A 22,565-nucleotide genomic window follows, 5' to 3' on the forward strand; every position below is an offset into this window, starting at 1 on the left:
GCAACGCTGTGAGGTAGTTAACTAAATCCCTTTTTATGTTCAAAAAACAGAATATAAATACCCGTCAAATCAGTTAATTAACCATAATAAGATCACAATTTTACAATATTGTAATAAGCGAATATTTTTCTCTTTCAGGCATAAATTACGCCCGCATTAGAGTAAGTTTTTCCTTAGAAATTGACTTAGCATACTCGCAGATTAATAAACCCTCGTTAGCGGAACGATATAAAACATGACTACTGAACACTCATCCCTGTTTATAAACTGGCTAAAAAAAGAAGTGGCTCCGGCATTAGGCTGTACGGAACCCGTTGCTATTTCTTTTACCGCCGCTTACGCTGCAAAACATTTAGATACGGCTTGTCAAAACATTAGCGGCTTTATTTCTGCGAACCTGTACAAGAATGCGATGGGCGTAACTATTCCGGGCACTTCCGTCAGCGGGGTGGCGCTCGCAGCCGCAATTGGCGCATTTGGTGGCGATGCGGATAAAGGTTTAAAAACGCTGGAGGGAATTACCGAACGGCATGTTGAATTAGCCCAGATGTTAATTGCCGATGGCCAGGTCAATATTAGCGTGAAAGATACTCCTGACTTTATTCATCTGGATCTGACGCTAACGGGTGGCGAAAAGAGCTGCCGCGTGGTGGTCAAGGGCACGCATACCAATATCGTTGAGCTGTATATTAATGGCGAAGCGCAGGTGCTGGCGGACAAACAGAGTACGGTAACGCAGCAGGAAACATTAGCAACCTTTTCGCTTGCCGAGGCCTTTGATTTTATTAGCGAGGTCGAATTCGCCGACATCGCATTTATTCTCGAAGCCGCCCGGCTCAATTCGGCGCTGGCGGAGGAAGGTAAAAGCAAAAAATACGGTTTGAACATCAACGGCACCTTCTCTGATGCGGTAAAAAATGGCCTGCTCAGCAACGACCTGCTGAGTAAAGTCATCATCAATACCGTCGCCGCATCCGACGCGCGAATGGGCGGAGCCCCCGTCGTCGCGATGTCTAACTTTGGTTCCGGTAACCAGGGTATCGCCGCCACCATGCCGGTAGTGACGGTCGCGGAGCATCTTAACGCTGATGAAGAGACCCTCGCGCGGGCGCTGGCGCTCTCCCACCTGACCGCCATATCGATCCACTCCCGCTATACGCGTCTGTCCGCGCTATGCGCGGCGTCCACGGCAGCGATGGGCGCCGCGGCAGGCATGGCGTGGTTATTTACCCGTGACCTGCAAACAATTAATACCGCTATTATTAATATGATCAGCGATATTACCGGCATGATTTGCGATGGCGCCTCTAATAGCTGCGCAATGAAAGTATCGTCCGTGGTTTCCAGCGCCTTTAAGGCCGTACTGATGGCGATGCAAAATAGCTGCGCAGGCTCTAATGACGGCATTGTTTGCGCTGACGTTGAGCAGACTATTAATAATCTCTGCCGTCTGGTAATTAAGCCTATGGCCTATACCGATAAAGAAATCATCAACATTATGGTAGCAAAGTAATCATTAATTAGCGTTTTAATGTACCTTACACAAATAATTAATCTCCTGAATACAACAGGTATTGTTTATGAACAAAAAAGTGATTCTACGGGGTATGAGCGCCATACTTCCCCTGTGCATCGGCGACTTTCCGTTTTCATTTATTGTCGGCGCGCTAAGCGTTAGCGCCGGGATGAGTATCTGGCAAAGTACGGCATGGTCGACGATTGTCATCGCCGGTTCGGCACAAATGCTGGCGTTAAATATGCTAAAAACCGGAGCGAGCCTTGGGGTGATTATATTCACCACGCTGATTATTAATCTTCGCCATGTGCTTTATAGCGCCTCTATTTCCAGTACGGTACGCGAAGCCTCCTTCTTTAAAAAATGCTTTATGGCGTATGCCCTGACCGATGAAGTGTACGCCGCGACGGTGAAAGAGATGGAGGAGAATAAAAAAGATAAATATCTTTTCTATTTTTCAGCAATGCTGACGTTTTGGTTCGCCTGGGTGCTAGCCGATTTCCTTGGCGCTCTGGTTGGCGCCTCTTTTCCGCACATTGAAAAATATGGTCTGGACTTCGCGATGGTCGCCGCATTTATCGCCATCGTGGTCCCACAAATCAAAAGCCAGGCCTGCACCGTCGCCGCCGTTGTTGCTGCCGTATCCGGGGTACTTTTGGTCGTACTGCCCTACTCGTTAGGTATCGTCGTCGCGTCCGTACTGGGCGTAATGGCGGGCCTGAGCGTCGATCTCGCCGAAGAGCGTAAACAGGCGCAGGCCGCTGACAAACTCTCTCTCGAAGGAGCGCTGGAAAATGAGTAATAGCTTTTTTATCGCCCTGACGCTGGGCATGGCCGCCGTGACCTTTCTTATTCGCTTCTCGTTCATTGGCCTCGCCGGGAAGATTCAGATGTCGAGCCGGGTCAGCAAAACGCTGCGTTTTGTGCCGGTGACCGTGCTGCCGGCCATCATCACGATTCAGATCCTGAGCGTGAACTCCAGCATGGAGTTCGATTTGAAAAACCCGAAGGTGATCGCCGCGATTATCTGCACGCTCGCCAGCTTCCGCCTGGGCCTGGTCTGGGTCGTCGTCAGCGGCGTCGGTTCACTGGTTTTGCTCAACTATTTCATGTAATCACCTATCAGAAGGAATCAACAGAATGATAATTACCACCGCCGCTGCGCCTGCCGCCATTGGCCCGTATGTTCAGGGAGTAAATCTGGGTACCATGACGATGACCTCAGGGCAGCTCCCGGTCAATCCGCAGGACGGCACCATGTCTGACGACATCGCTCAGCAGACGCGACAGTCGCTGGACAACGTTAAGGCTATCGTTGAAGCGGCGGGTTTGCAGGTGAAAAACATCGTTAAGACGATGGTCTTCGTCAAGGATCTGAATGACTTCGCCACCATCAACGCGGTGTATGAAGCGTTCTTCACCGAACACAACGCGGCCTTTCCGGCCCGTTCCTGCGTCGAAGTCGCCAGACTGCCTAAAGATGCGGGCATTGAGATCGAAGCCATCGCCGTCGCCTGATCCCCGGCCGGAGGCCATCCTCCGGCCACTTCTTATCCCCCCCACTTTTGAGGTTTACCCGCAGCGAACTTTACGGGCAAAATATCGCCACTTCTTTGCGAGGAACGCAGAATGCTAAAGATTCGTCTTGCACGTCCGGAAGATGCGGCTTTACTCAACCAGATGGCCAATGCCAGCTATCGCCACCACTTTGCCCACCTCTGGCACAACGCCGATGAAATGGAGCACTACCTGCAGCAAGAGTATTCCATGGCCGTGCTGGCGCACAGCCTGGCCGATCCGCAGTGCTGCTGGTTGATTGCTGAGGCAGAGGAGCCAATTGGCTTTGCTAAATATGCCTGCCGCCAGGACATCAACCCCGAAGGCCCTACGGGTACGCTATTGCATAAACTCTATCTATTACCTGACGCTACCGGGCATCGCTACGGCGAGCAGATTTTTCGCGCCGTCGAGAAGCGAGCGAAAGAGACCGGTGAAAGCTGGCTATGGCTGGAAGTGCTCGCCGCGAATACCGGTGCCCGCCGTTTTTATGAACGTCAGGGGATGCAGCACGTGAAGGATGTGGCATTTCATTCTGCAACCCAGGAAAGCACACTCCATATTCTGGCTAAACCAATCTGAGAGGCAGCATGCATACCCTTCGTGAAACCGCCATTCGCAACGTCGCCAGCGGCGAAAACGTGGTGATTTACCAGCCCGCCAACCTTTACGACTGCACGCTTGGCGATAACGTCTTCGTCGGGCCGTTTGTAGAGATTCAGGGCCATACCCGTATCGGCAACGACAGCAAAATTCAGTCCCACACCTTTATCTGCGAGTACGTGACCATCGGCGAGCGCTGTTTTATCGGCCACGGCGTGATGTTCGCCAACGATATGTTCCGCGAGGGAAAGCCCAACGCCGACCGCGAGAGCTGGGGAAGAATTGTGATTGGCAACGATGTGTCTATCGGCAGCGGCGCAACCATTCTGGCGGTCAGCATCTGCGATGGGGTCGTGATTGGCGCGGGCAGCGTGGTGACTAAATCCATTACGGAGAAAGGCGTGTGGGCCGGGAACCCGGCAAAGCTGCTGCGGCGGCTATAACAAAAATGCCGGCCACATGGGCCGGCATTGCGAACGTTTTAGCGATTATGCGCGCCAGGATTTATAGCGGTTAATCAGGCCGTTAGTGGAGCTGTCGTGGCTGCTCACTTCGGAACCATCTTTCAGCTCCGGCAGGATGCGGTTAGCCAGCTGTTTGCCCAGCTCAACGCCCCACTGGTCGAAGGTGAAGATATTCATAATCACGCCCTGGGTGAAGATTTTGTGCTCATACAGGGCAATCAGCGCGCCCAGGCTGAACGGCGTAATTTCACGCAGCAGGATGGAGTTGGTGGGGCGGTTGCCTTCAAACACTTTGAACGGCACCACGTGTTCCAGGGTCGCCGGATCTTTACCCTGATCGCGATATTCCTGCTCAACCACTTCGCGGGATTTACCAAACGCCAGCGCTTCGGTCTGCGCAAAGAAGTTGGACAGCAGCTTCGGATGGTGATCGGACAGCGGGTTATGCGTAATCGCCGGCGCGATAAAGTCGCAAGGCACCATTTTGGTCCCCTGGTGAATCAGCTGGTAGAACGCGTGCTGACCGTTGGTCCCCGGCTCGCCCCAGATGATTGGGCCAGTCTGGTAATCCACGGCGTTGCCGTTACGGTCAACGTATTTACCGTTGGATTCCATGTTGCCCTGCTGGAAGTAGGCGGCAAAACGGTGCATATACTGGTCGTACGGCAGAATCGCTTCGGTTTCAGCGCCGAAGAAGTTGTTGTACCAGATACCGATCAGCGCCAGCAGCACCGGCAGGTTTTTCTCAGCCGGCGTGGTGGAGAAGTGTTTGTCCATCGCGTGCGCGCCGGAGAGCAGCTCAACAAAGTTGTCGAAGCCCACGGACAGGATGATGGACAGGCCGATGGCTGACCACAGAGAGTAACGGCCGCCAACCCAGTCCCAGAACTCAAACATATTGGCGGTATCAATACCGAACTCGCCAACCGCTTTACCGTTGGTCGAGAGCGCGGCGAAGTGTTTCGCGACGTGCTTCTCATCGCCAGCGGTCGCCAGGAACCAGTCGCGCGCGCTGTGAGCGTTGGTCATGGTTTCCTGAGTAGTAAAGGTTTTCGACGCGACCAGGAACAGGGTAGTTTCCGGGTTCACCGTTTTCAGCACTTCGGCAATGTGGGTACCATCGACGTTAGAAACAAAATGCATATTCAGGTGATTTTTGTACGGGCGCAGCGCTTCGGTCACCATGAACGGGCCGAGGTCGGAGCCGCCGATACCGATGTTGACGACGTCGGTAATCGCTTTACCGGTGTAGCCTTTCCAGCTGCCGGAGATAATGGCTTCGGAGAAGGTTTTCATCTTCTCAAGCACGGCGTTCACTTCCGGCATCACGTCTTTGCCATCAACCAGAATCGGAGTATTGCTGCGGTTACGCAGCGCAACGTGCAGCACCGCGCGGTCTTCCGTGCGGTTAATCTTCTCGCCGGAGAACATGGATTTAATGGCGTCTGCCAGGAAGGTCTCTTTGGCCAGGTCCTGCAGTTTTGCCAGCGTCTCTTCGGTGATGCGGTTTTTGGAAAAATCCACCAGCATCAGATCGTCGAACGTGGCGGAGAATTTAGAGAAACGATCGCTATCCTTCGCGAACAGATCCGCGATGGTAACGTCTTTCATTTCATCAAAGTGTTTCTGTAATGCCTGCCAGGCAGAGGTCTGCGTTGGGTTGATGTTTTTCATTAGCAATACTCTTCTGATTTGAGAATTGTGACTGCGGTCGATTGTAGCGCCGGTGACGAAAAATTGTGATGATTTTTGTGTTATGCCGATGATACGCGTCAGGATTAGAGCCAATTTGGCGCAAATCGCCCCTCATAGTATAGACATCATAAGGCTTTTTTCTGTCAGCGACTCGCGCATGAAAAATCCGCATAACCCTGACGTTGACATACTTCGCCTGAAGCCTTTATATAACGGCAGTACCTACATATACGTAGGTAGGTATGGATCGCGCATTTCACGCTACAGCGAAAGGGTATTGCAGGGGGGTATAATGTCCCGCGTCCCCCTGGCAAAGTGAAAGACGTCGGTAATTGCCAGAAGAGGTGCGTTGCCCAGGTAACCGTATTGGAGGAGCCAGTCCGGGGAAAATACGTGAGGGGGAGCAACGCCGAGGTGAATAAGCGTCTGGTTACGCTCATCACCGGCCACAGGGGCTGAATCCCCTGGGTTGTCACCAGAAACGTTCGCAGTCGGGCGTTTCATACTCGCCGTCTGATGCACAGCATCGGCAAGCGGGTCTACAAGGTGGAGCACTTCTGGGTGACATCGTAGTTTGTTTATCGCTCTGCGCCCACCCTGTTTTTCGCTCTTCCCTTGTGCCATGGCTGAATAATTTGGCCTGGCTTATTAAGACATTTTATTGCAATCCGGTTGCGTCCAGCCCCGCCAGGATTGGTTTTCTGGAATCGTTTTAATAAGTCAGGCCCCCTGACACGAGGTTGTTATGACAGACTTAGTTGTAGCCAAGTTCGGCGGCACCAGCGTTGCCGATTTTGATGCCATGAACCGCAGCGTGGACGTCGCGCTGCTGGACGCCAATACCCGCGTGGTGGTGCTTTCCGCCTCAGCGGGGGTGACCAACCTGCTGGTCGCCTTAGCGGAAGGGCTGGAACCCGGCGAACGTTTCGCGAAGCTCGATGCCATGCGTCAAATCCAGTTCAATATTCTGGAGCGTCTGCGCTATCCCAACGTTATTCGCGATGAAATTGAGCGCCTGCTGGAAAACATCACCACCCTGGCGGAAGCCGCCTCCCTGGCCAGTTCAACCGCGTTAACCGACGAACTGGTCAGCCACGGCGAACTGATGTCTACTCTGCTGTTTGTCGAGATCCTGCGCGAGCGCGGCATCGCCGCCCAGTGGTTCGACGTGCGCAAAATTATGCGCACCAACGACCGCTTTGGCCGCGCGGAACCGGATATTGCCGCCTTATCCGAATTAACCCAGCAGCTGCTGGCCCCGCGTCTTGCGGAAGGCGTGGTGATCACCCAGGGCTTTATTGGCAGCGAAGCCAAAGGCCGCACCACCACGCTTGGCCGCGGCGGCAGCGACTATACCGCCGCGCTACTCGGCGAAGCGCTAAACGCCACCCGCGTCGACATCTGGACCGATGTTCCGGGTATCTATACCACCGACCCGCGCGTCGCCCCGGCGGCCAAACGCATTGACGTTATCGCTTTTGAAGAAGCGGCGGAAATGGCGACCTTTGGCGCGAAGGTCCTGCATCCGGCTACCCTGCTCCCCGCCGTGCGCAGCGATATTCCGGTATTCGTCGGCTCCAGCAAAGAGCCGAAAGCCGGCGGCACGCTGGTGTGCAAAAACACCGAAAACCCGCCGCTGTTCCGCGCGCTGGCGCTGCGCCGCAAGCAGACGCTGCTAACCCTGCACAGCCTGAATATGCTGCACTCACGCGGTTTTCTGGCCGAGGTATTCAGTATTCTGGCCCGCCACAGTATCTCCGTCGATCTGATCACCACGTCGGAAGTGAGCGTGGCGCTGACCATGGATACCACCGGTTCGACGTCGGCTGGCGATACCCTGCTCACCCAGGGACTGTTGACCGAACTTTCCTCTCTGTGCCGCGTTGAGGTCGAGCAGGATCTGGCGCTGGTCGCCATCATTGGTAATGAACTGTCGAAGGCGTGCGGCGTCGGTAAAGAGGTGTTTGGCGTACTGGACCCGTTTAATATTCGTATGATTTGCTACGGCGCATCCAGCCATAACCTGTGCTTCCTGGTCCCGGGTGCGGATGCCGAAAAAGTGGTGCAGAAGCTGCATCATAATCTGTTCGAGTAATCGCGAATAAAATGGCCCGCCATTTCTGCCGGGCCATTTTTAGTTTCCCATCACCGTGGTCATCAGCAATCTGTCCAACTCCCTGACATCACCGCTCCGGCTCTCAGGCAGCGCTGGCGGGATTGCGCCTCTGAGCAGCTCGGACTGAATAAACGCATGCAGCAGCGGTCGACGCGGGCCGTTTTCCGCCTCTCCTGCGCGCTGTTTACGTTCCAGCAGCTCGTCTATTTCCGCACGTAGACCCGCTTCCAGCTCGCTTCCTGCCAGCAGTTCATTAAAGCGCATCGGCGGCACGCCTTTTCCCGCCTCAACCCAACGGACGGCCAGCAGCGGGCGCAGTACGTAAAAGTACTTTTTCAGCCGCACCCGTTCGCCTTGCAGATAGCCGCGAAAATTTTTACGGGCCATCGAATAGTAATGCCAGCGGGCGCGAACCGGAGAAAACCAATGCGGTATCACTTTCTTCAGCGCCTGAACCGTTGCGTCATCCTGCTGATACACCACCGGTGAATCCAGCCATTCGATCAGCGTCGGGTTCGCCCCTTTCAGCAGACCCAACGCCTTGCGCCACTCCCAGCCGCAGACGTCCAGCTCATCGTCGATGGGCAGCTCAATAACATCGCGCGGGGGATCCACCCGCAGGTACCACTCCAGCGGGTGAACGTAGAGAAACCGCACATCATAATCGCTGTCCGGCGAGGCAAAGCCCCAGCCCCGGCTGCCGGATTCGCAGGCGTAGAGCACTCTGACGCCGTAGCGCTGCTCCACGTCTTTTAACTGCCGCCGCACCTTATGGCGCATGGCGGCGCTTACAGCGTGATACGTCATTTTCATTATCCTTTTAGATTCACCAGGCCATGCAGCACCTGGTCCAGGCCGCCAAAGACCGAGATTTTATCGATACGCTCCGCCACTCTTTCCAGCGTTTCCAGCTCTTTTAAGCGCAGCGCGACCGGGTTATTCTCCATCACCTTCGCGGTGTTGAGCAGCGAGCGCGTCGCCGCGGTCTCTTCACGCCGGCGGATCACGTTCGCCTGCGCCGATTTCTCCGCCTCCACCAGCTGCGACAAAATGGCTTTCATGTCGCCGGGCAGCACAATATCCTTCACGCCCAGCGACGCGACGTCGATACCAAATGCCGCCATGCGCTCGGTGACCTGCGCGCTCACGACCTCATCAATGATTTTCTTATCTTCCAGCAGCTCATCCAGCGTTCGCGTTCCGACGGCTTCACGCAGCGCAAACTGCAGCTCGCGATACAGATGGTCCAGCGGCTTCGTCAGCTGTCCAAACGCCTGCAGTACATCGCTGTAGCGCCAGTTCGCCGCCAGATTTAAACGCAGGTTCACTTTATCTTTGGTCAGAATCTCCTGGCCGCCAACCTCCAGCACCTGCAGGCGGGTATCGACCACTTCCGCTTCCACCAGATGATTGACCTTCCAGTACGCGCTCAGGCCAGGCTGCAGCAGCGATTGTGTCTCGCCGTCGATTTTCAGCACCCCGACGTGCCACGCCGGCACCGATACGGTGAGGATCGCTTCGCGACCTTTTACCGCCCCGTGACGTCGCGGCTGCAGCACCGCATTCATAATGTCAGCCGGAACCGCAACCTGCCGGGTATCGATACGTAGCAGCTGAATTTCATCACCGGCGGACCAGTACAGTCGGCGCGTCGAAGGCGGTAAAATTTCCTGCAGCACACCGTTGGCATACAGCGCCCCGGCCTCGACATCCGTCAAATCCGCCGCCAGGCAGTAGCGTTCAATCCATTCCGGCTGAAAGCGTCGTAAATACTCCGCCAGCGCCTCCGGCACTTCGCTGCCGTCCCGGTTAACGATCAGCACTTCGGGGACGTTGAACCACGGCAGGCGATGCTCGCCCGCTTCCAGAACCTGATAGTAGTCACCCTGACGGGATAAAAGGCCAAGCTGACCTTTACGTATCGTGATTTTCTTCGTCATTTTTTGTTCCTTAGCAAAATCAGGCGCGGGTGCAGGGGCGAAGCCGCAGGGGAACTCCCTTTTGCCTGCGGCACGGCGCCTTTACCGGCGGCCTGCTGTGGGGCGTGCTGACTGCGCATCACCCCGCGTTATTTCTATGATTAACGACCAGTTTTCATTGGAGATGAAATCGGGAATCGAACCCATTGGTGGTCATCGGCTGACGGAACGCGCCCGAAAAACGGCCTGTACCGTTCCTGGCGTGCCGGCGAGGTTTAACCCCCTGCGTTTTCAGCGTCGTGACGGAAGGGATATTGCCAGTTGCGTGCCAACAATAAAAAATGCGAGAGTTATTTTTCAATCAATTGATTAATAACGCTTTTGTTTTTAATTCAAACGGTAACGCTTGCCGCCGGCAGCAGGTTTTTTTATCTTTAAATATCGAAACTTATCTTTTGGGATAAACATGAAAAAGCGGCGAGTGGTCATTGGCGTCCTCGGAACGGTGCTGGACAAACGCGGCAAGCGGGCGAATCGCTTTAAAAAATGGCGGCCTACCGTTGGGCTATGCCAGCAGGCCGATTTTCCTGTCGACAGGCTGGAGCTTCTCCACCAGCCGCGTGATGAAAATATGGCGCAAAAGCTGATTGACGATGTCGCCCAGCTTTCGCCGCATACCGAAGTGCGCCCGCATACGATTGAGATAAACGATCCGTGGGATTTTGAAGAGGTCTACGCGGCGTTTCTCGACTTCGCCAACCGCTATCGCTTTGATACCGAAAACGAAGAGTATCTGGTGCATATCACCACCGGGACCCACGTGGCGCAGATCTGCTGGTTCCTGCTGACCGAAGCGCGCTATCTCCCCGCCAGCCTCCTGCAGACCAGCCCTGCGCCGAAAGGCGCAGCGGATGACGCCGTCGCCGCCGGTATTTACTCGGTGATCGATCTGGACTTAAGCCGCTACGCCGCGCTCACCAGCCGCTTTCAGCGCGAGCAGCAGCAGTCCGTCTCCTTCCTGAAGGCGGGTATCGAGACGCGTAATGCGACGTTCAACGCGCTTATCGATCGTATTGAGCGCGTGGCGATCCGATCGACCGATCCGATCCTGCTGACCGGCCCAACGGGCGCCGGGAAGTCCGTCCTCGCCAAACGTATTTTTCAGCTTCGTCAGTCGCGCCATCGGGTGGCGGGAAAATTCATGGCGGTAAACTGCGCCACGCTGCGCGGTGATAACGCCATGTCCACGCTGTTTGGACATGTCAAAGGCGCGTTTACCGGCGCGGTTACGCCTCGCGCCGGGCTATTACGCGAAGCCGACGGCGGCGTGCTGTTTCTCGATGAAATCGCCGAGCTGGGGCTGGATGAGCAGGCTATGCTGCTGAAGGCCATCGAAGAAAAAACCTTTTTCCCGTTTGGCTCGGATAAAGAGGTGCACAGCGACTTCCAGCTAATCGCCGGCACGCATCGCGATATGCAGCAGTGGGTGGCGGAGGGGCGCTTTCGCGAAGATCTTTATGCGCGCATCAATATGTGGCGCTTTGCCCTCCCCGGCCTGGCGCAGCGGCGGGAAGATATTGCGCCGAACGTGGAGTATGAATTACGGCGACTGGCCAACGAGCGGCAGACGCAGATCCGCTTCGATAAAGACGCCCGCGAACGCTATCTGGCCTTTGCCTGCTCGCCGCAGGCGCAATGGCGCGGCAATTTCCGCGAGCTAGGCTCCTCCGTGGCGCGTATGGCGACCCTGGCCGAGCAGGGGCGCATTACGCTGGCCGTTGCGGAAGAGGAGATAATGCTGCTGAAAGAGAGCTGGCAGCTCACGACATCTTCTCCTGATATTGCAATGGAAATCGATCTGTTCGATCGCCGCCAGCTGGAAACGGTGCTGGAGGTCTGCCAGCGCAGCGCTTCGCTCTCCGAAGCCGGACGCGAGCTGTTCGCCGTCTCCCGGCAGAAAAAGGCCAATCCTAACGATGCTGACCGCCTGCGCAAATATTTAGCGCGCTTCGGACTCAGCTGGGAGCTTATCCGCAGCGGAACATGAACATAATTTGTTTGAATAATATTTCTTAGCACGATAAACAATAGCGATGGCCGGGCTCGATCCCGGCCGGACAATAACAAGCAAACACAACTTACGTGCAAGGAAAACAACATGCTCGCCACGCTTACGCGGCTGTTCCCATTATGGGCGCTGCTGCTCTCGGTTATCGCCTATTACACGCCATCCACTTTTACCCCCGTTGGCCCGTGGGTCCCGACGCTGCTGATGCTGATTATGTTCGGCATGGGCGTGCATCTGAAAGTCGACGATTTTAAGCGCGTGCTTTCCCGCCCCGCGCCGGTCGCCGCAGGCATTTTTCTCCACTACCTGGTGATGCCGCTCGCCGCCTGGCTGCTGGCGCTGATTTTTCACATGCCGCCCGAGCTCTCCGCCGGGATGGTGCTGGTCGGCAGCGTCGCCAGCGGTACGGCATCCAACGTGATGATCTTTCTGGCAAAAGGCGACGTCGCGCTCTCAGTCACCATCTCATCGGTTTCCACACTGGTTGGCGTGGTCGCCACCCCGTTGCTGACGCGTCTGTACGTGGATGCGCATATTCAGGTGGACGTGATGGGGATGCTGCTCAGCATTCTGCAAATCGTGGTGATCCCGATTGCGCTGGGGCTTGTCGTGCACCATCTGCTGCCGAAAGTGGTGAAGGCGGTGGAGCCGTTCCTGCCGGCCTTTTCGATGGTCTGTATTCTGGCGATTATCTGCGCCGTGGTGGCAGGCTCCGCGTCGCATATCGCTTCCGTTGGTTTTGTGGTGATTATCGCCGTTATCCTGCATAACACTATCGGTCTGCTCGGCGGCTACTGGGGCGGGCGACTGTTTGGCTTTGACGAGTCCACCTGCCGCACGCTGGCGATCGAGGTAGGAATGCAGAACTCCGGCCTTGCCGCCGCGCTGGGGAAAATCTACTTTGGCCCGCTGGCCGCGCTGCCCGGCGCGCTGTTCTCGGTCTGGCACAACCTGTCCGGCTCGCTGCTGGCCGGCTACTGGTCAGGGAAGCCTATCGCCGACAAACCGCGTAAACGGTAAAAGAGCGCGAATAACCCGTAATTTTCCCGGCTTGCGCTGCGCTTAGCCGGGCTACGGTCCGTGCAGCTTGCGGGTTTTGTAGCCGGACAGGTGCGCAGCGCCGCCTCCGGGATTTTCTGCGAGGCACAACAATTTACCGTGAGACGTCAGCCCCAATACCGTACACTGAAACCACAGGCTAATTGAGGGCACCACTATGGCACTCCCCCGCATCACGCAAAAAGAGATGACCGAGCGCGAACAGCGCGAACTGAAAACCCTGCTCGACCGCGCGCGCATCGCCCATGGCCGTCCGCTGACCAACGCGGAAACCAACAGCGTGAAAAAAGAGTACATCGATAAACTGATGGCCCTGCGCGAGGCCGAGGCTAAGAAAGCCCGCCAGCTGAAGAAAAAGCAGGCTTATAAACCGGACGCAGAGGCCTCGTTTTCCTGGTCGGCAAATACCCCGACGCGCGGCAGACGTTAACGCCCTTTCTTCTTGCGCCCCGGCGCGGTAAAGCGTTTGCCGTTCGACGCCGGGCGGGAGGACTTGTCGCTGGTTTTTTCAATCGCCACGACGGGACGCTTGATGCCGGCCGTTTTCGGCTTCGCTTTTGCCTTCGGTTTCGCTTCTGAAGACGAGTTTTCAATCAGTTTGAAAAGATCGATCAGCTCATCGTCGGTCAGATCGCGCCACTCTCCCAGCGGGATCCCCGTCAGGCTGACGTTCATGATCCGCGTCCGCTCAAGCTTCGTCACTTCATAGCCAAAGTGTTCGCACATCCGGCGGATCTGGCGATTCAGCCCCTGCACCAGGGTAATGCGGAACACAAACGGCGCTTCTTTTTTCACTTTGCACTTCTTCGTCACCGTGCCGAGAATCGGTACGCCCGCCCCCATGCCGCGGATAAACTCATCGGTCACCGGCTTATCAACGGTGACCAGATACTCTTTTTCGTGATCGTTACCGGCGCGCAGGATTTTATTCACCAGATCGCCATGGTTGGTCAGAAAGATCAGCCCCTGGGAGTCTTTATCCAGGCGACCGATGGGGAAAACGCGTTTGCTGTGGTTTACGAAATCAACGATGTTGTCGCGTTCGCCGTCTTCGGTAGTGCTGACGATGCCAACCGGTTTATTCAGCGCAATCAGGACCAGATCGTCCGCTTCGCGCGGCTCAATCAACCGGCCATTGACCTTTACCACGTCGCCCGCTTTAACCTGGTCGCCGATGGTAGCGCGCTTGCCGTTGATAAAAACGTTGCCTTGTTCGATAAAGCGATCGGCTTCACGACGCGAGCAAATTCCGCTTTCGCTGATGTATTTATTGAGTCGGGTTGATGAGTCGGGCAGCATAAAATCTCCTGTAAAAGCGAAATATACCCTACCTTGCGGGCGATAAAAAAGAATCGCGCTCTCGTCGCCTGCCGCTAAATGTGATCTGCCACGCCTTTCAACACAAAAGTGTGCCCATGAAAGCCCGGCAACTTTGCCCGGCGAAACAAAGCAGAATCAGGCTCTTATCACGTCCGGCACAAAGGTGCCATAAACCACCGGTAAGCAACGCAAATGTGCAACAGAAACGGTCGGAACATCATCATGAAATAGAGGAAAATTTCTTTGAAGCGGGTCGCTGATGGGGTTATATCAGATCATGACAGCAACTCTCCCATTTGCACAAATGTGCAGGAGCCGACAGTGACGATGGAAAACAGCGACGATATTCGTCTGATCGTGAAAATCGCCCAGCTCTACTATGAGCAGGATATGACCCAGGCGCAGATTGCCCGCGAGCTGGGGATATACCGCACCACTATCAGCCGTCTGCTGAAGCGCGGCCGCGAGCAGGGCATCGTCACTATCGCCATCAACTACGACTACAACGAAAATCTGTGGCTTGAGCAGCAGCTAAAACAAAAATTCGGTCTCAAAGAGGCGGTGGTGGCGGCCTGCGACTCACTGCTGGAGGAGGATCAGCTCAATCTTATCGGCCTGCATGGCGCGCAATTGGTCGACAGGCTGCTGGAGCCGGGCGATATCGTCGGCTTCTCCTGGGGTCGGGCGGTGCGCGCGCTGGTGGAGAATCTGCCGCAGGCCAGCCAGTCCCGTCAGGTTATCTGCGTGCCGATTATCGGCGGCCCCTCCGGAAAACTGGAAAGTCGCTACCACGTGAATACGCTGACCTACGGCGCAGCGGCGAAGCTGAAAGCGGAATCTCATCTCGCTGATTTCCCGGCACTGCTGGATAACACATTAATTCGCAACGGTATTATGCAGTCCCGGCATTTTAAAACGATTGCCTCCTACTGGGATAACCTGGACGTCGCGCTGGTGGGCATTGGTTCTCCGGCGATCCGCGACGGCGCCAACTGGCATGCATTTTACGGCAGTGAAGAGAGCGACGATCTCAACGCTCGCCAGGTCGCCGGCGATATCTGTTCGCGTTTTTACAACATTGATGGCGCGCTGGTCGAAACCGCCATGAGCGAAAAAACGCTCTCTATCGAGATGGTGAAACTCAAGCAGGCGCGCTACTCGGTGGGTATCGCCATGGGCGAGGAGAAATACGCCGGGATTCTTGGCGCCTTAAACGGTCATTACATTAATTGTCTGGTGACGAATCGAGAAACCGCTGAGTCATTACTGAAGTAAATGTCAAGAATATGATTTCACGCAGCGCTGCTGCGGGGGATCCCTTTATCTAAAGAAACAGGAGTCGATAATGAATACATGGTTAAATTTGAAAGACAAAATAATTATCGTGACCGGCGGCGCATCAGGAATCGGCCTGGCGATTGTCGATGAGTTATTAGCCCAGGGCGCAAACGTGCAGATGAGCGATATTCACGGCGGCGACAAACATCAGGATCGCGATAATTATAATTTCTGGCCAACCGATATTTCCAGCGCCAGCGAAGTGAATAAAACCGTCGAGAGTATTATTCAGCGATTTGGCCGCATTGATGGTTTAGTCAATAACGCCGGCGTCAACTTCCCGCGTTTATTAGTCGATGAGAAAGCGCCGTCCGGTCGCTATGAATTAAATGAAGCGGCTTTCGAAAAAATGGTCAATATCAACCAGAAAGGCGTGTTCCTGATGTCGCAGGCGGTGGCGCGCCAGATGGTTAAACAGCGCAGCGGCGTGATTGTTAACGTCTCGTCAGAAAGCGGTCTCGAAGGCTCTGAAGGCCAGAGCTGCTACGCCGCGACCAAAGCCGCGCTGAACAGCTTTACCCGCTCCTGGTCGAAAGAGCTGGGCAAGCACGGTATTCGCGTCGTAGGCGTTGCGCCGGGCATTCTGGAAAAAACCGGGCTGCGTACGCCGGAATATGAAGAAGCGCTGGCCTGGACCCGCAATATCACCGTCGAACAGCTGCGCGAAGGCTATAGCAAAAATGCGATTCCTGTTGGTCGCTCCGGCCGTCTCAGCGAAGTTGCTGATTTTGTTTGCTATCTGCTCTCAGAGCGCGCCAGCTACATTACCGGAGTAACCACTAACATTGCGGGCGGCAAAACGCGCGGCTAAGGGGGAAACATGGTTAACGTCATCTTCTGCGCTCACGGTCAGCTGGCCTGCGCCATGCTCGACTCGGTGCGCATGGTTTACGGCGATGTCCACGTCAGCGCCGTGGCGTTTGTACCGGGGGAAAACGCGGGCGATATCGCCGATAAGCTTGAAAAGTTGGTAAGTACTCACAAAGAGGAGGAGTGGCTCATCGCCGTCGATCTACAGTGCGGCAGCCCGTGGAACGCCGCCGCCGGCCTGGCGATGCGCAACCCACAGCTTCGGGTCATCAGCGGCCTGTCGCTACCGCTGGCTCTGGAGCTGGTCGATAACCAACAAACGATGAATGCAGAAGCACTGTGCCAACATCTTGAGACCATCGCCAGCCAGTGCTGCGTCACCTGGCGGCAACCGGAAACCGTTGAGGAGGATTTCTGATGAACATTACGCTCGCACGCATCGATGACCGCCTGATTCACGGCCAGGTCACCACCGTTTGGTCAAAAGTGGCCAACGCCCAGCGCATCATTATCTGTAATGACGACGTGTATAACGACGACGTTCGCCGCACGCTGCTTCGCCAGGCCGCGCCGCCGGGCATGAAGGTCAATGTGGTGAATATCGAGAAAGCCGTCGCCGTTTATCACAACCCGCAATATCAGGACGAAACGGTTTTTTATTTATTCACTAATCCGCAGGACGTATTAACCATGGTGCAGCAGGGCGTCAAAATAGCCACGCTGAATATTGGCGGCATGGCCTGGCGACCGGGTAAAAAACAGTTAACCAAAGCGGTGTCATTAGACGCAGCGGATATTAATGCCTTTCAGCAGTTAGATACTCTGGGCGTTAAGCTTGATTTACGCGTCGTGGCTTCGGATCCGTCGGTTAATATTCTCGATAAAATAGCAGAGCAGTCCGTTACAGAATAATAAAACGCGCCTTTTATTACACACTATCATTCTGGATGCATCGCGGCGGCAAATGAGCGAGTCACCAGCAGCATAGCTAACTATGTGACTGGGGCGAGAGAATGCAGTCAACAAAGAGGCAGCCTGAAGAACATCGTGTAAATGCCGTAAAAGGCAGGGATTTCTATACCCTCAAGGTGACAAATTATGGAAATAAGTACCCTACAAATAATCGCCATATTTATTTTTTCCTGTATTGCCGGGATGGGCAGCGTGCTGGATGAATTCCAGACGCACCGGCCATTAATCGCCTGTACCGTGATTGGCTTAATTCTCGGCGATCTAAAAACCGGGATTATGCTCGGCGGGACGCTGGAGCTGATCGCGCTCGGCTGGATGAACGTCGGCGCGGCGCAGTCTCCGGATTCGGCGTTAGCCAGCATTATCTCCGCCATCCTGGTGATCGTGGGCCAGCAAAGCATCGCTACCGGAATAGCGATTGCGCTGCCGGTCGCTGCCGCAGGTCAGGTGCTCACCGTGTTCGCCCGCACCATTACCGTGGTGTTCCAGCACGCGGCGGATAAGGCCGCGGAAGAGGCGCGCTTCAGAACAATCGATCTGCTGCACGTGTCTGCGCTGGGCGTTCAGGCGCTGCGCGTCGCCATTCCCGCACTCATCATTTCTCTGTTTGTCAGCGCGGATATGGTCAGCAATATGCTCAACGCCATTCCGGAATTCGTCACCCGCGGTCTGCAAATCGCCGGCGGTTTTATCGTGGTGGTCGGCTACGCCATGGTGCTGCGCATGATGGGCGTGAAGTATCTGATGCCCTTCTTCTTCCTCGGCTTCCTCGCGGGCGGCTATCTCGACTTTAGCCTGCTGGCCTTCGGCGGCGTCGGGGTCATCATCGCGCTGATTTATATCCAGCTTAATCCGCAGTGGCGTAAACCCGAACCGCAGGCCGCCGCCACCTCTTCCACTGCCCTTGACCAGCTTGACGACTGATGGAGCCCAACATGGAACAGAGAAAAATTACCCAAGGCGACCTGGTGAGCATGTTTCTGCGCTCCAACCTGCAGCAGGCGTCATTCAACTTCGAACGTATTCACGGGCTTGGCTTCTGCTACGACATGATCCCGGCCATCAAGCGCCTCTACCCGCTGAAGGAGGATCAGGTCGCCGCGCTGAAACGCCATCTGGTGTTCTTCAACACCACTCCGGCAGTCTGCGGGCCGGTGATTGGCGTCACCGCCGCGATGGAGGAAGCGCGGGCCAACGGCGCCGCTATCGACGATGGCGCCATCAACGGGATCAAAGTTGGCCTGATGGGGCCGCTGGCAGGCGTGGGCGACCCGCTGGTATGGGGCACGCTGCGGCCGATTACCGCCGCCCTCGGCGCCTCGCTGGCGCTCTCCGGCAATATTCTTGGACCGCTGCTGTTCTTCTTTATTTTCAATGCGGTACGTCTGGCGATGAAGTGGTACGGGCTGCAGCTCGGCTTCCGTAAAGGGGTCAATATCGTCAGCGATATGGGCGGCAACCTGCTGCAAAAACTGACCGAAGGCGCCTCCATTCTTGGCCTGTTTGTGATGGGCGTGCTGGTGACCAAGTGGACCACCATCAACGTCCCGCTGGTGGTCTCGCAAACCCCGGGCGCCGACGGCTCGACCGTCACCATGACCGTACAGGACATCCTCGATCAGCTCTGCCCCGGCCTGCTGGCTCTGGGCCTGACGCTGCTGATGGTGCGCCTGCTCAATAAGAAAGTGAACCCGGTATGGCTGATTTTCGCCCTCTTCGGTTTGGGGATTATCGGTAACGCGCTGGGCTTCCTGTCCTGATTTTTCCGCCCCGGCGATGCCGGGGCTACTTCAACAAGTTAGACCCAAAAGATTTCGCAGCCGTCATGCGAAAGATGAAGGGGATGAGGTGGTAAACATGCAAACAACAACAGCCCTGCGGCTCTACGGCAAACGCGATCTGCGCCTGGAAACCTTTGAACTTCCGGCGATGCAGGATGATGAAATTCTCGCCAGGGTGGTCACCGACAGCCTGTGCCTCTCCTCGTGGAAAGAGGCGAACCTGGGCGAGGACCACAAAAAGGTGCCGGACGATGTGGCGACGAACCCAATCATTATCGGCCATGAGTTCTGCGGGGAGATTATCGCCGTCGGCAAAAAGTGGCAGCACAAGTTTCACGCCGGCCAGCGCTATGTGATTCAGGCCAACCTGCAGCTGCCGGATCGCCCGGACTGCCCCGGTTATTCTTTTCCATGGATCGGCGGCGAAGCCACCCACGTGGTGATCCCCAACGAGGTGATGGAACAGGATTGTTTGCTTTCCTGGGAAGGCGATACCTGGTTTGAAGGCTCGCTGGTGGAGCCGCTTTCCTGCGTGATTGGCGCCTTCAACGCCAACTATCATCTGCAGGAAGGCAGCTATAACCATGTGATGGGCATTCGCCCGCAGGGCCGCACGCTGATCCTCGGCGGCACCGGCCCGATGGGTCTGCTGGCCATCGACTACGCGCTGCATGGCCCGATCAACCCGGCGCTGCTGGTGGTCACCGATACCAATAAGCCAAAGCTCAGCTATGCGCGCCAGCACTATCCCTCCGAGCCGCAAACGCTGATCCACTATCTGGATGGGCGCGACGCCAGCCGCGAAACGCTGATGGCGCTCTCCGGCGGCCACGGCTTTGACGATATCTTCGTCTTCGTCCCTAACGAACAGCTCATCACCCTGGCATCCTCGCTGCTGGCCCCGGACGGCTGCCTGAACTTTTTTGCCGGCCCGCAGGATAAGCAGTTCAGCGCACCGATCAATTTTTACGATGTGCATTACGCCTTCACCCACTACGTGGGCACCTCCGGCGGCAATACCGACGATATGCGCGCCGCCGTAGCGCTGATGCAGGAGAAAAAGGTGCAGACCGCGAAGGTGGTGACTCATATTCTGGGGCTGAACGCGGCGGGCGCGACCACCCTGGATTTACCGGCGGTAGGCGGCGGTAAGAAGCTGGTTTATACCGGAAAAAACATTCCGCTTACGCCGCTGGGAAACATTAGCGACCCGCAGCTGGCGGCGATTATGGAACGTCACCACGGTATCTGGTCAAAAGAGGCGGAAGAGTATCTTCTGGCCCACGCGGAGGATATTACTCATGATTGATCGCGATACGCTACTGTGCATGTCGCTGGCCGGTCGCCCGGGTAACTTCGGCACCCGCTTTCATAACTACCTGTATGAAAAGCTGGGGCTGAACTATATCTATAAAGCGTTTACGACCCAGGATATAGCCGCGGCGGTAAACGGCGTGCGCGCATTAGGCATTCGCGGCTGCGCGGTCTCTATGCCGTTTAAAGAGAGCTGCATAGCGTATCTTGACGCGCTTGACCCTTCGGCGAAGGCGATTGATTCGGTCAACACCATCGTCAACGACGACGGCAGGCTGACCGGGCTGAATACCGACTATATCGCGGTGAAAAGCCTGATTGACAGCTATCAGCTCGATTCCTCAGCCAAAGTGATGATCCAGGGCAGCGGCGGAATGGGCAAAGCGGTCATCGCCGCCTTCCGCGATGCCGGTTTCCGCGATGTGATTATCGCCGCCCGCCATCGCGAGCGCGGCCTGGCGCTGGCAAAGCAGTACGGTTTTCAGTGGCAGCCCAGGCCGGAGGGAATCGCGGCGGATATTCTGGTTAACGTCACGCCGCTCGGCATGGCGGGCGGCGCGGAAAGCGAAACTCTGGCCTTTAGCCCGACGATGGTGGAACGGGCCGACGTGATATTTGACGTGGTCGCTCTGCCGCCGGAAACCCCGCTCATCAAGCTGGCGCAGAGGCTGGACAAGCGCGTTATCAGCGGCGCGGAGGTGATTGCCCTGCAGGCGGTGGAGCAGTTTGCGCTCTACACCGGCGTGCGTCCGGACGCGGCGCTGGTCGCTGAAGCCGCGGCCTTTGCCAGAGGATAAGGGCAAAACGGAGAGCGCCAGGGAGGGCGCTCTAATAACCGTTGATCAGAAAGTCGATTGCATCGCGCAGCGCAGCCCCTCCTTTGCCTGTGAATCATCAACGTAAAACTAAGCGGTTCCCGCTAGCCTGTCACGCCCGGTAGAGTCACTCTGCGAGGCACTTTCCAGATTAATTCAGAGAATCCCTGCGCCAATAATCGCCGTTCCGCTTTGCTCAGCGCGTCCCAGCGTGAGCCACGTCAGCAAGCGGTAAGATATCCTGTGATAACATCTCTGCCCGAATAATCATCTGGTCAAATGGAGAAATAATGGAACTGCTGCTATTAAGTAACTCAACGCTGCCGGGCAAAGCCTGGCTGGAACATGCGCTGCCGACCATTGCCGGGCAGCTAAATGGCCGCCGTTCTGCGGTATTCATCCCTTTTGCCGGGGTGACGCAAACCTGGGATGATTACACCGCGAAAACCGCCGCCGTCTTCAGCCCAATGGGCGTTACGGTTACCGGTATTCACAGCGTCGCGGACCCGGTGTCGGCGATTGAGAATGCGGAGATAGTTATCGTCGGCGGCGGCAATACCTTTCAGCTGCTGAAAGAGTGCCGCGACCGCGGCCTGCTGGCGCCGATAGTAGATGTGGTGAAGCGCGGGGCGCTGTATATCGGCTGGAGCGCGGGCGCTAACCTGGCCTGCCCGACGATTCGCACCACTAACGATATGCCGATTGTCGACCCTAACGGTTTTGCTGCGCTGGGGCTGTTCCCGCTGCAAATTAACCCGCATTTCACCAACGCGCTGCCGGAAGGCCATAAAGGCGAGACCCGCGAACAGCGGATCCGCGAGCTGCTGGTGGTTGCGCCAGAGCTGACGATTATCGGCCTGCCGGAAGGCAACTGGATACAGGTGACGCAGGGCCACGCTACCCTTGGCGGCCCGAATCCAACGCTGGTATTCAGAGCCGGAGAAGACGCGGTGACCCTCAACGCCGGTCATCGTTTCTAAACCCCGTGCGCACGTTTCCCGGAGGCGGCGCTGCGCGCCTGTGCGGGCTACCATCCCGTAGACGATGGAGAACTCGTAGCCCGGGCAAGGCGCTCTGCGCCGCCCCCGGGAGCAAAGCGCAGAGTGGCATAATTCCCCGGAGGCGATGCTGCGCATCTGTCCGGGCTACCATCCCGCAGACGGTGGAGAACTCGTAGCCCGGGCAAGGCGCTCTGCGCCGCCCCCGGGAGCAAAGCGC

Annotated in this window: 24 protein-coding genes and 1 riboswitch; of the genes, 20 read left to right on the forward strand and 4 right to left on the reverse strand. The window is 56.2% G+C overall.

What is annotated here, in order from left to right; genetic code table 11:
- The first annotated feature begins 235 nt into the window (after window positions 1–235).
- From ABLU87_RS14525 to ABLU87_RS14550, 6 genes are all read left to right on the forward strand, one after another.
- Window positions 236–1,513 carry an L-serine ammonia-lyase, iron-sulfur-dependent, subunit alpha gene (locus tag ABLU87_RS14525; protein WP_049083109.1) on the forward strand — a complete coding sequence of 426 codons (1,278 nt, stop codon included), beginning with the start codon at window positions 236–238 and terminating at the stop codon, window positions 1,511–1,513.
- A gap of 67 nt (window positions 1,514–1,580) precedes the next feature.
- A complete protein-coding gene (locus ABLU87_RS14530) occupies window positions 1,581–2,318 on the forward strand; it encodes an AzlC family ABC transporter permease (RefSeq protein WP_196942144.1) in 738 nt (245 codons plus the stop codon).
- Window positions 2,311–2,631 (forward strand): AzlD domain-containing protein, encoded by a 321-nt coding sequence (locus tag ABLU87_RS14535; protein WP_004097748.1) that lies wholly within the window; start codon window positions 2,311–2,313, stop codon window positions 2,629–2,631. The genes ABLU87_RS14530 and ABLU87_RS14535 overlap by 8 nt, the downstream gene beginning before the upstream one ends.
- Before the next feature lie 25 nt (window positions 2,632–2,656).
- Window positions 2,657–3,034 carry a Rid family detoxifying hydrolase gene (locus tag ABLU87_RS14540; protein ID WP_004097745.1) on the forward strand — a complete coding sequence of 126 codons (378 nt, stop codon included), beginning with the start codon at window positions 2,657–2,659 and terminating at the stop codon, window positions 3,032–3,034.
- Window positions 3,035–3,145: 111 nt separating this feature from the next.
- Window positions 3,146–3,655, forward strand: a complete 510-nt coding sequence (locus ABLU87_RS14545; RefSeq protein ID WP_196942145.1) for a GNAT family N-acetyltransferase — start codon at window positions 3,146–3,148, stop codon at window positions 3,653–3,655.
- 8 nt (window positions 3,656–3,663) lie between these two features.
- Window positions 3,664–4,119 (forward strand): acyltransferase, encoded by a 456-nt coding sequence (locus ABLU87_RS14550; RefSeq protein WP_004097740.1) that lies wholly within the window; start codon window positions 3,664–3,666, stop codon window positions 4,117–4,119.
- A gap of 45 nt (window positions 4,120–4,164) precedes the next feature.
- Here the strand turns inward: ABLU87_RS14550 and pgi are convergent, their stop codons facing one another.
- Window positions 4,165–5,814, reverse strand: a complete 1,650-nt coding sequence (gene pgi, locus ABLU87_RS14555) for a glucose-6-phosphate isomerase (protein WP_004097737.1) — start codon at window positions 5,812–5,814, stop codon at window positions 4,165–4,167.
- A gap of 352 nt (window positions 5,815–6,166) precedes the next feature.
- Window positions 6,167–6,400, forward strand: a riboswitch (Lysine riboswitch).
- 180 nt (window positions 6,401–6,580) lie between these two features.
- Between pgi and lysC the strand changes: the two genes are divergently transcribed.
- Window positions 6,581–7,930, forward strand: a complete 1,350-nt coding sequence (gene lysC / locus ABLU87_RS14560) for a lysine-sensitive aspartokinase 3 (protein ID WP_004097732.1) — start codon at window positions 6,581–6,583, stop codon at window positions 7,928–7,930.
- Between the two features lie 39 nt (window positions 7,931–7,969).
- Here the strand turns inward: lysC and ABLU87_RS14565 are convergent, their stop codons facing one another.
- Both ABLU87_RS14565 and ABLU87_RS14570 read right to left on the reverse strand, forming a co-directional pair.
- Window positions 7,970–8,758: a nucleotidyltransferase domain-containing protein gene (locus tag ABLU87_RS14565; protein ID WP_049083124.1), complete on the reverse strand. Its 789-nt coding sequence runs from the start codon at window positions 8,756–8,758 to the stop codon at window positions 7,970–7,972.
- Between the two features lie 5 nt (window positions 8,759–8,763).
- Entirely contained in the window at window positions 8,764–9,891 is a 1,128-nt protein-coding gene (locus ABLU87_RS14570; protein WP_014227527.1) for a slipin family protein, read from the reverse strand.
- Between the two features lie 136 nt (window positions 9,892–10,027).
- On the opposite strand from ABLU87_RS14570, the gene ABLU87_RS14575 reads away from it, so the two are divergent.
- The 4 genes from ABLU87_RS14575 (at window position 10,028) to ABLU87_RS14590 (ending at window position 13,427) form a co-directional block, all read left to right on the forward strand.
- Window positions 10,028–10,243 (forward strand): hypothetical protein, encoded by a 216-nt coding sequence (locus ABLU87_RS14575; RefSeq protein WP_071846154.1) that lies wholly within the window; start codon window positions 10,028–10,030, stop codon window positions 10,241–10,243.
- 93 nt (window positions 10,244–10,336) lie between these two features.
- Entirely contained in the window at window positions 10,337–11,917 is a 1,581-nt protein-coding gene (rtcR, locus tag ABLU87_RS14580; protein WP_064358251.1) for an RNA repair transcriptional activator RtcR, read from the forward strand.
- A 111-nt stretch (window positions 11,918–12,028) separates the two neighbouring features.
- On the forward strand, window positions 12,029–12,958 hold the full coding sequence (gene panS / locus ABLU87_RS14585) for a ketopantoate/pantoate/pantothenate transporter PanS (protein ID WP_025107709.1): 930 nt from the start codon (window positions 12,029–12,031) through the stop codon (window positions 12,956–12,958).
- Window positions 12,959–13,154: 196 nt separating this feature from the next.
- Complete coding sequence (locus ABLU87_RS14590; RefSeq protein WP_009653910.1) at window positions 13,155–13,427, forward strand: DUF3811 domain-containing protein; 273 nt, start codon at window positions 13,155–13,157, stop codon at window positions 13,425–13,427.
- On the opposite strand, the gene rluF is transcribed toward ABLU87_RS14590, so the two are convergent.
- Window positions 13,424–14,296 (reverse strand): 23S rRNA pseudouridine(2604) synthase RluF, encoded by an 873-nt coding sequence (gene rluF, locus ABLU87_RS14595; RefSeq protein ID WP_014227524.1) that lies wholly within the window; start codon window positions 14,294–14,296, stop codon window positions 13,424–13,426. The genes ABLU87_RS14590 and rluF overlap by 4 nt on opposite strands.
- Window positions 14,297–14,644: 348 nt before the next feature.
- On the opposite strand from rluF, the gene ABLU87_RS14600 reads away from it, so the two are divergent.
- The 9 genes from ABLU87_RS14600 (at window position 14,645) to pepE (ending at window position 22,327) form a co-directional block, all read left to right on the forward strand.
- The gene (locus ABLU87_RS14600) at window positions 14,645–15,592 is read left to right on the forward strand and encodes a sugar-binding transcriptional regulator (protein ID WP_025107710.1); all 948 of its coding nucleotides are present in this window, start codon (window positions 14,645–14,647) and stop codon (window positions 15,590–15,592) included.
- Between the two features lie 70 nt (window positions 15,593–15,662).
- Window positions 15,663–16,466, forward strand: a complete 804-nt coding sequence (locus tag ABLU87_RS14605) for an SDR family oxidoreductase (protein ID WP_047722739.1) — start codon at window positions 15,663–15,665, stop codon at window positions 16,464–16,466.
- A 9-nt stretch (window positions 16,467–16,475) separates the two neighbouring features.
- Window positions 16,476–16,883: a mannose/fructose/sorbose PTS transporter subunit IIA gene (locus ABLU87_RS14610; protein ID WP_014227521.1), complete on the forward strand. Its 408-nt coding sequence runs from the start codon at window positions 16,476–16,478 to the stop codon at window positions 16,881–16,883.
- Window positions 16,883–17,377 carry a mannose/fructose/sorbose PTS transporter subunit IIB gene (locus tag ABLU87_RS14615; protein WP_025107712.1) on the forward strand — a complete coding sequence of 165 codons (495 nt, stop codon included), beginning with the start codon at window positions 16,883–16,885 and terminating at the stop codon, window positions 17,375–17,377. The genes ABLU87_RS14610 and ABLU87_RS14615 overlap by 1 nt, the downstream gene beginning before the upstream one ends.
- Window positions 17,378–17,563: 186 nt before the next feature.
- Complete coding sequence (locus ABLU87_RS14620) at window positions 17,564–18,361, forward strand: PTS mannose/fructose/sorbose transporter subunit IIC (protein ID WP_122117400.1); 798 nt, start codon at window positions 17,564–17,566, stop codon at window positions 18,359–18,361.
- An 11-nt stretch (window positions 18,362–18,372) separates the two neighbouring features.
- Window positions 18,373–19,197, forward strand: coding sequence for a PTS system mannose/fructose/sorbose family transporter subunit IID (locus tag ABLU87_RS14625; RefSeq protein WP_004097717.1), 825 nt, complete (start codon window positions 18,373–18,375; stop codon window positions 19,195–19,197).
- 97 nt (window positions 19,198–19,294) lie between these two features.
- Window positions 19,295–20,527, forward strand: coding sequence for an L-sorbose 1-phosphate reductase (gene sorE, locus ABLU87_RS14630; RefSeq protein WP_116280018.1), 1,233 nt, complete (start codon window positions 19,295–19,297; stop codon window positions 20,525–20,527).
- Window positions 20,520–21,329, forward strand: a complete 810-nt coding sequence (locus ABLU87_RS14635; protein WP_032719358.1) for a shikimate 5-dehydrogenase — start codon at window positions 20,520–20,522, stop codon at window positions 21,327–21,329. The genes sorE and ABLU87_RS14635 overlap by 8 nt, the downstream gene beginning before the upstream one ends.
- Before the next feature lie 308 nt (window positions 21,330–21,637).
- On the forward strand, window positions 21,638–22,327 hold the full coding sequence (gene pepE / locus ABLU87_RS14640; RefSeq protein WP_116280019.1) for a dipeptidase PepE: 690 nt from the start codon (window positions 21,638–21,640) through the stop codon (window positions 22,325–22,327).
- The last annotated feature ends 238 nt before the right edge of the window (window positions 22,328–22,565 follow it).

The organism is Klebsiella sp. CB_Kp196, assembly GCF_040061575.1.
In the GTDB taxonomy this organism is placed as follows: domain Bacteria; phylum Pseudomonadota; class Gammaproteobacteria; order Enterobacterales; family Enterobacteriaceae; genus Klebsiella; species Klebsiella michiganensis.

Coding starts and splice junctions, on each gene's coding strand:
- ABLU87_RS14525 (WP_049083109.1), top strand. CDS start 236: ATGACTACTGAACACTCATCCCTGTTTATAAACTGGCTAAAAAAAGAA.
- ABLU87_RS14530 (WP_196942144.1), top strand. CDS start 1,581: ATGAACAAAAAAGTGATTCTACGGGGTATGAGCGCCATACTTCCCCTG.
- ABLU87_RS14535 (WP_004097748.1), top strand. CDS start 2,311: ATGAGTAATAGCTTTTTTATCGCCCTGACGCTGGGCATGGCCGCCGTG.
- ABLU87_RS14540 (WP_004097745.1), top strand. CDS start 2,657: ATGATAATTACCACCGCCGCTGCGCCTGCCGCCATTGGCCCGTATGTT.
- ABLU87_RS14545 (WP_196942145.1), top strand. CDS start 3,146: ATGCTAAAGATTCGTCTTGCACGTCCGGAAGATGCGGCTTTACTCAAC.
- ABLU87_RS14550 (WP_004097740.1), top strand. CDS start 3,664: ATGCATACCCTTCGTGAAACCGCCATTCGCAACGTCGCCAGCGGCGAA.
- pgi (WP_004097737.1), bottom strand. CDS start 5,814: ATGAAAAACATCAACCCAACGCAGACCTCTGCCTGGCAGGCATTACAG.
- lysC (WP_004097732.1), top strand. CDS start 6,581: ATGACAGACTTAGTTGTAGCCAAGTTCGGCGGCACCAGCGTTGCCGAT.
- ABLU87_RS14565 (WP_049083124.1), bottom strand. CDS start 8,758: ATGACGTATCACGCTGTAAGCGCCGCCATGCGCCATAAGGTGCGGCGG.
- ABLU87_RS14570 (WP_014227527.1), bottom strand. CDS start 9,891: ATGACGAAGAAAATCACGATACGTAAAGGTCAGCTTGGCCTTTTATCC.
- ABLU87_RS14575 (WP_071846154.1), top strand. CDS start 10,028: ATGATTAACGACCAGTTTTCATTGGAGATGAAATCGGGAATCGAACCC.
- rtcR (WP_064358251.1), top strand. CDS start 10,337: ATGAAAAAGCGGCGAGTGGTCATTGGCGTCCTCGGAACGGTGCTGGAC.
- panS (WP_025107709.1), top strand. CDS start 12,029: ATGCTCGCCACGCTTACGCGGCTGTTCCCATTATGGGCGCTGCTGCTC.
- ABLU87_RS14590 (WP_009653910.1), top strand. CDS start 13,155: ATGGCACTCCCCCGCATCACGCAAAAAGAGATGACCGAGCGCGAACAG.
- rluF (WP_014227524.1), bottom strand. CDS start 14,296: ATGCTGCCCGACTCATCAACCCGACTCAATAAATACATCAGCGAAAGC.
- ABLU87_RS14600 (WP_025107710.1), top strand. CDS start 14,645: ATGGAAAACAGCGACGATATTCGTCTGATCGTGAAAATCGCCCAGCTC.
- ABLU87_RS14605 (WP_047722739.1), top strand. CDS start 15,663: ATGAATACATGGTTAAATTTGAAAGACAAAATAATTATCGTGACCGGC.
- ABLU87_RS14610 (WP_014227521.1), top strand. CDS start 16,476: ATGGTTAACGTCATCTTCTGCGCTCACGGTCAGCTGGCCTGCGCCATG.
- ABLU87_RS14615 (WP_025107712.1), top strand. CDS start 16,883: ATGAACATTACGCTCGCACGCATCGATGACCGCCTGATTCACGGCCAG.
- ABLU87_RS14620 (WP_122117400.1), top strand. CDS start 17,564: ATGGAAATAAGTACCCTACAAATAATCGCCATATTTATTTTTTCCTGT.
- ABLU87_RS14625 (WP_004097717.1), top strand. CDS start 18,373: ATGGAACAGAGAAAAATTACCCAAGGCGACCTGGTGAGCATGTTTCTG.
- sorE (WP_116280018.1), top strand. CDS start 19,295: ATGCAAACAACAACAGCCCTGCGGCTCTACGGCAAACGCGATCTGCGC.
- ABLU87_RS14635 (WP_032719358.1), top strand. CDS start 20,520: ATGATTGATCGCGATACGCTACTGTGCATGTCGCTGGCCGGTCGCCCG.
- pepE (WP_116280019.1), top strand. CDS start 21,638: ATGGAACTGCTGCTATTAAGTAACTCAACGCTGCCGGGCAAAGCCTGG.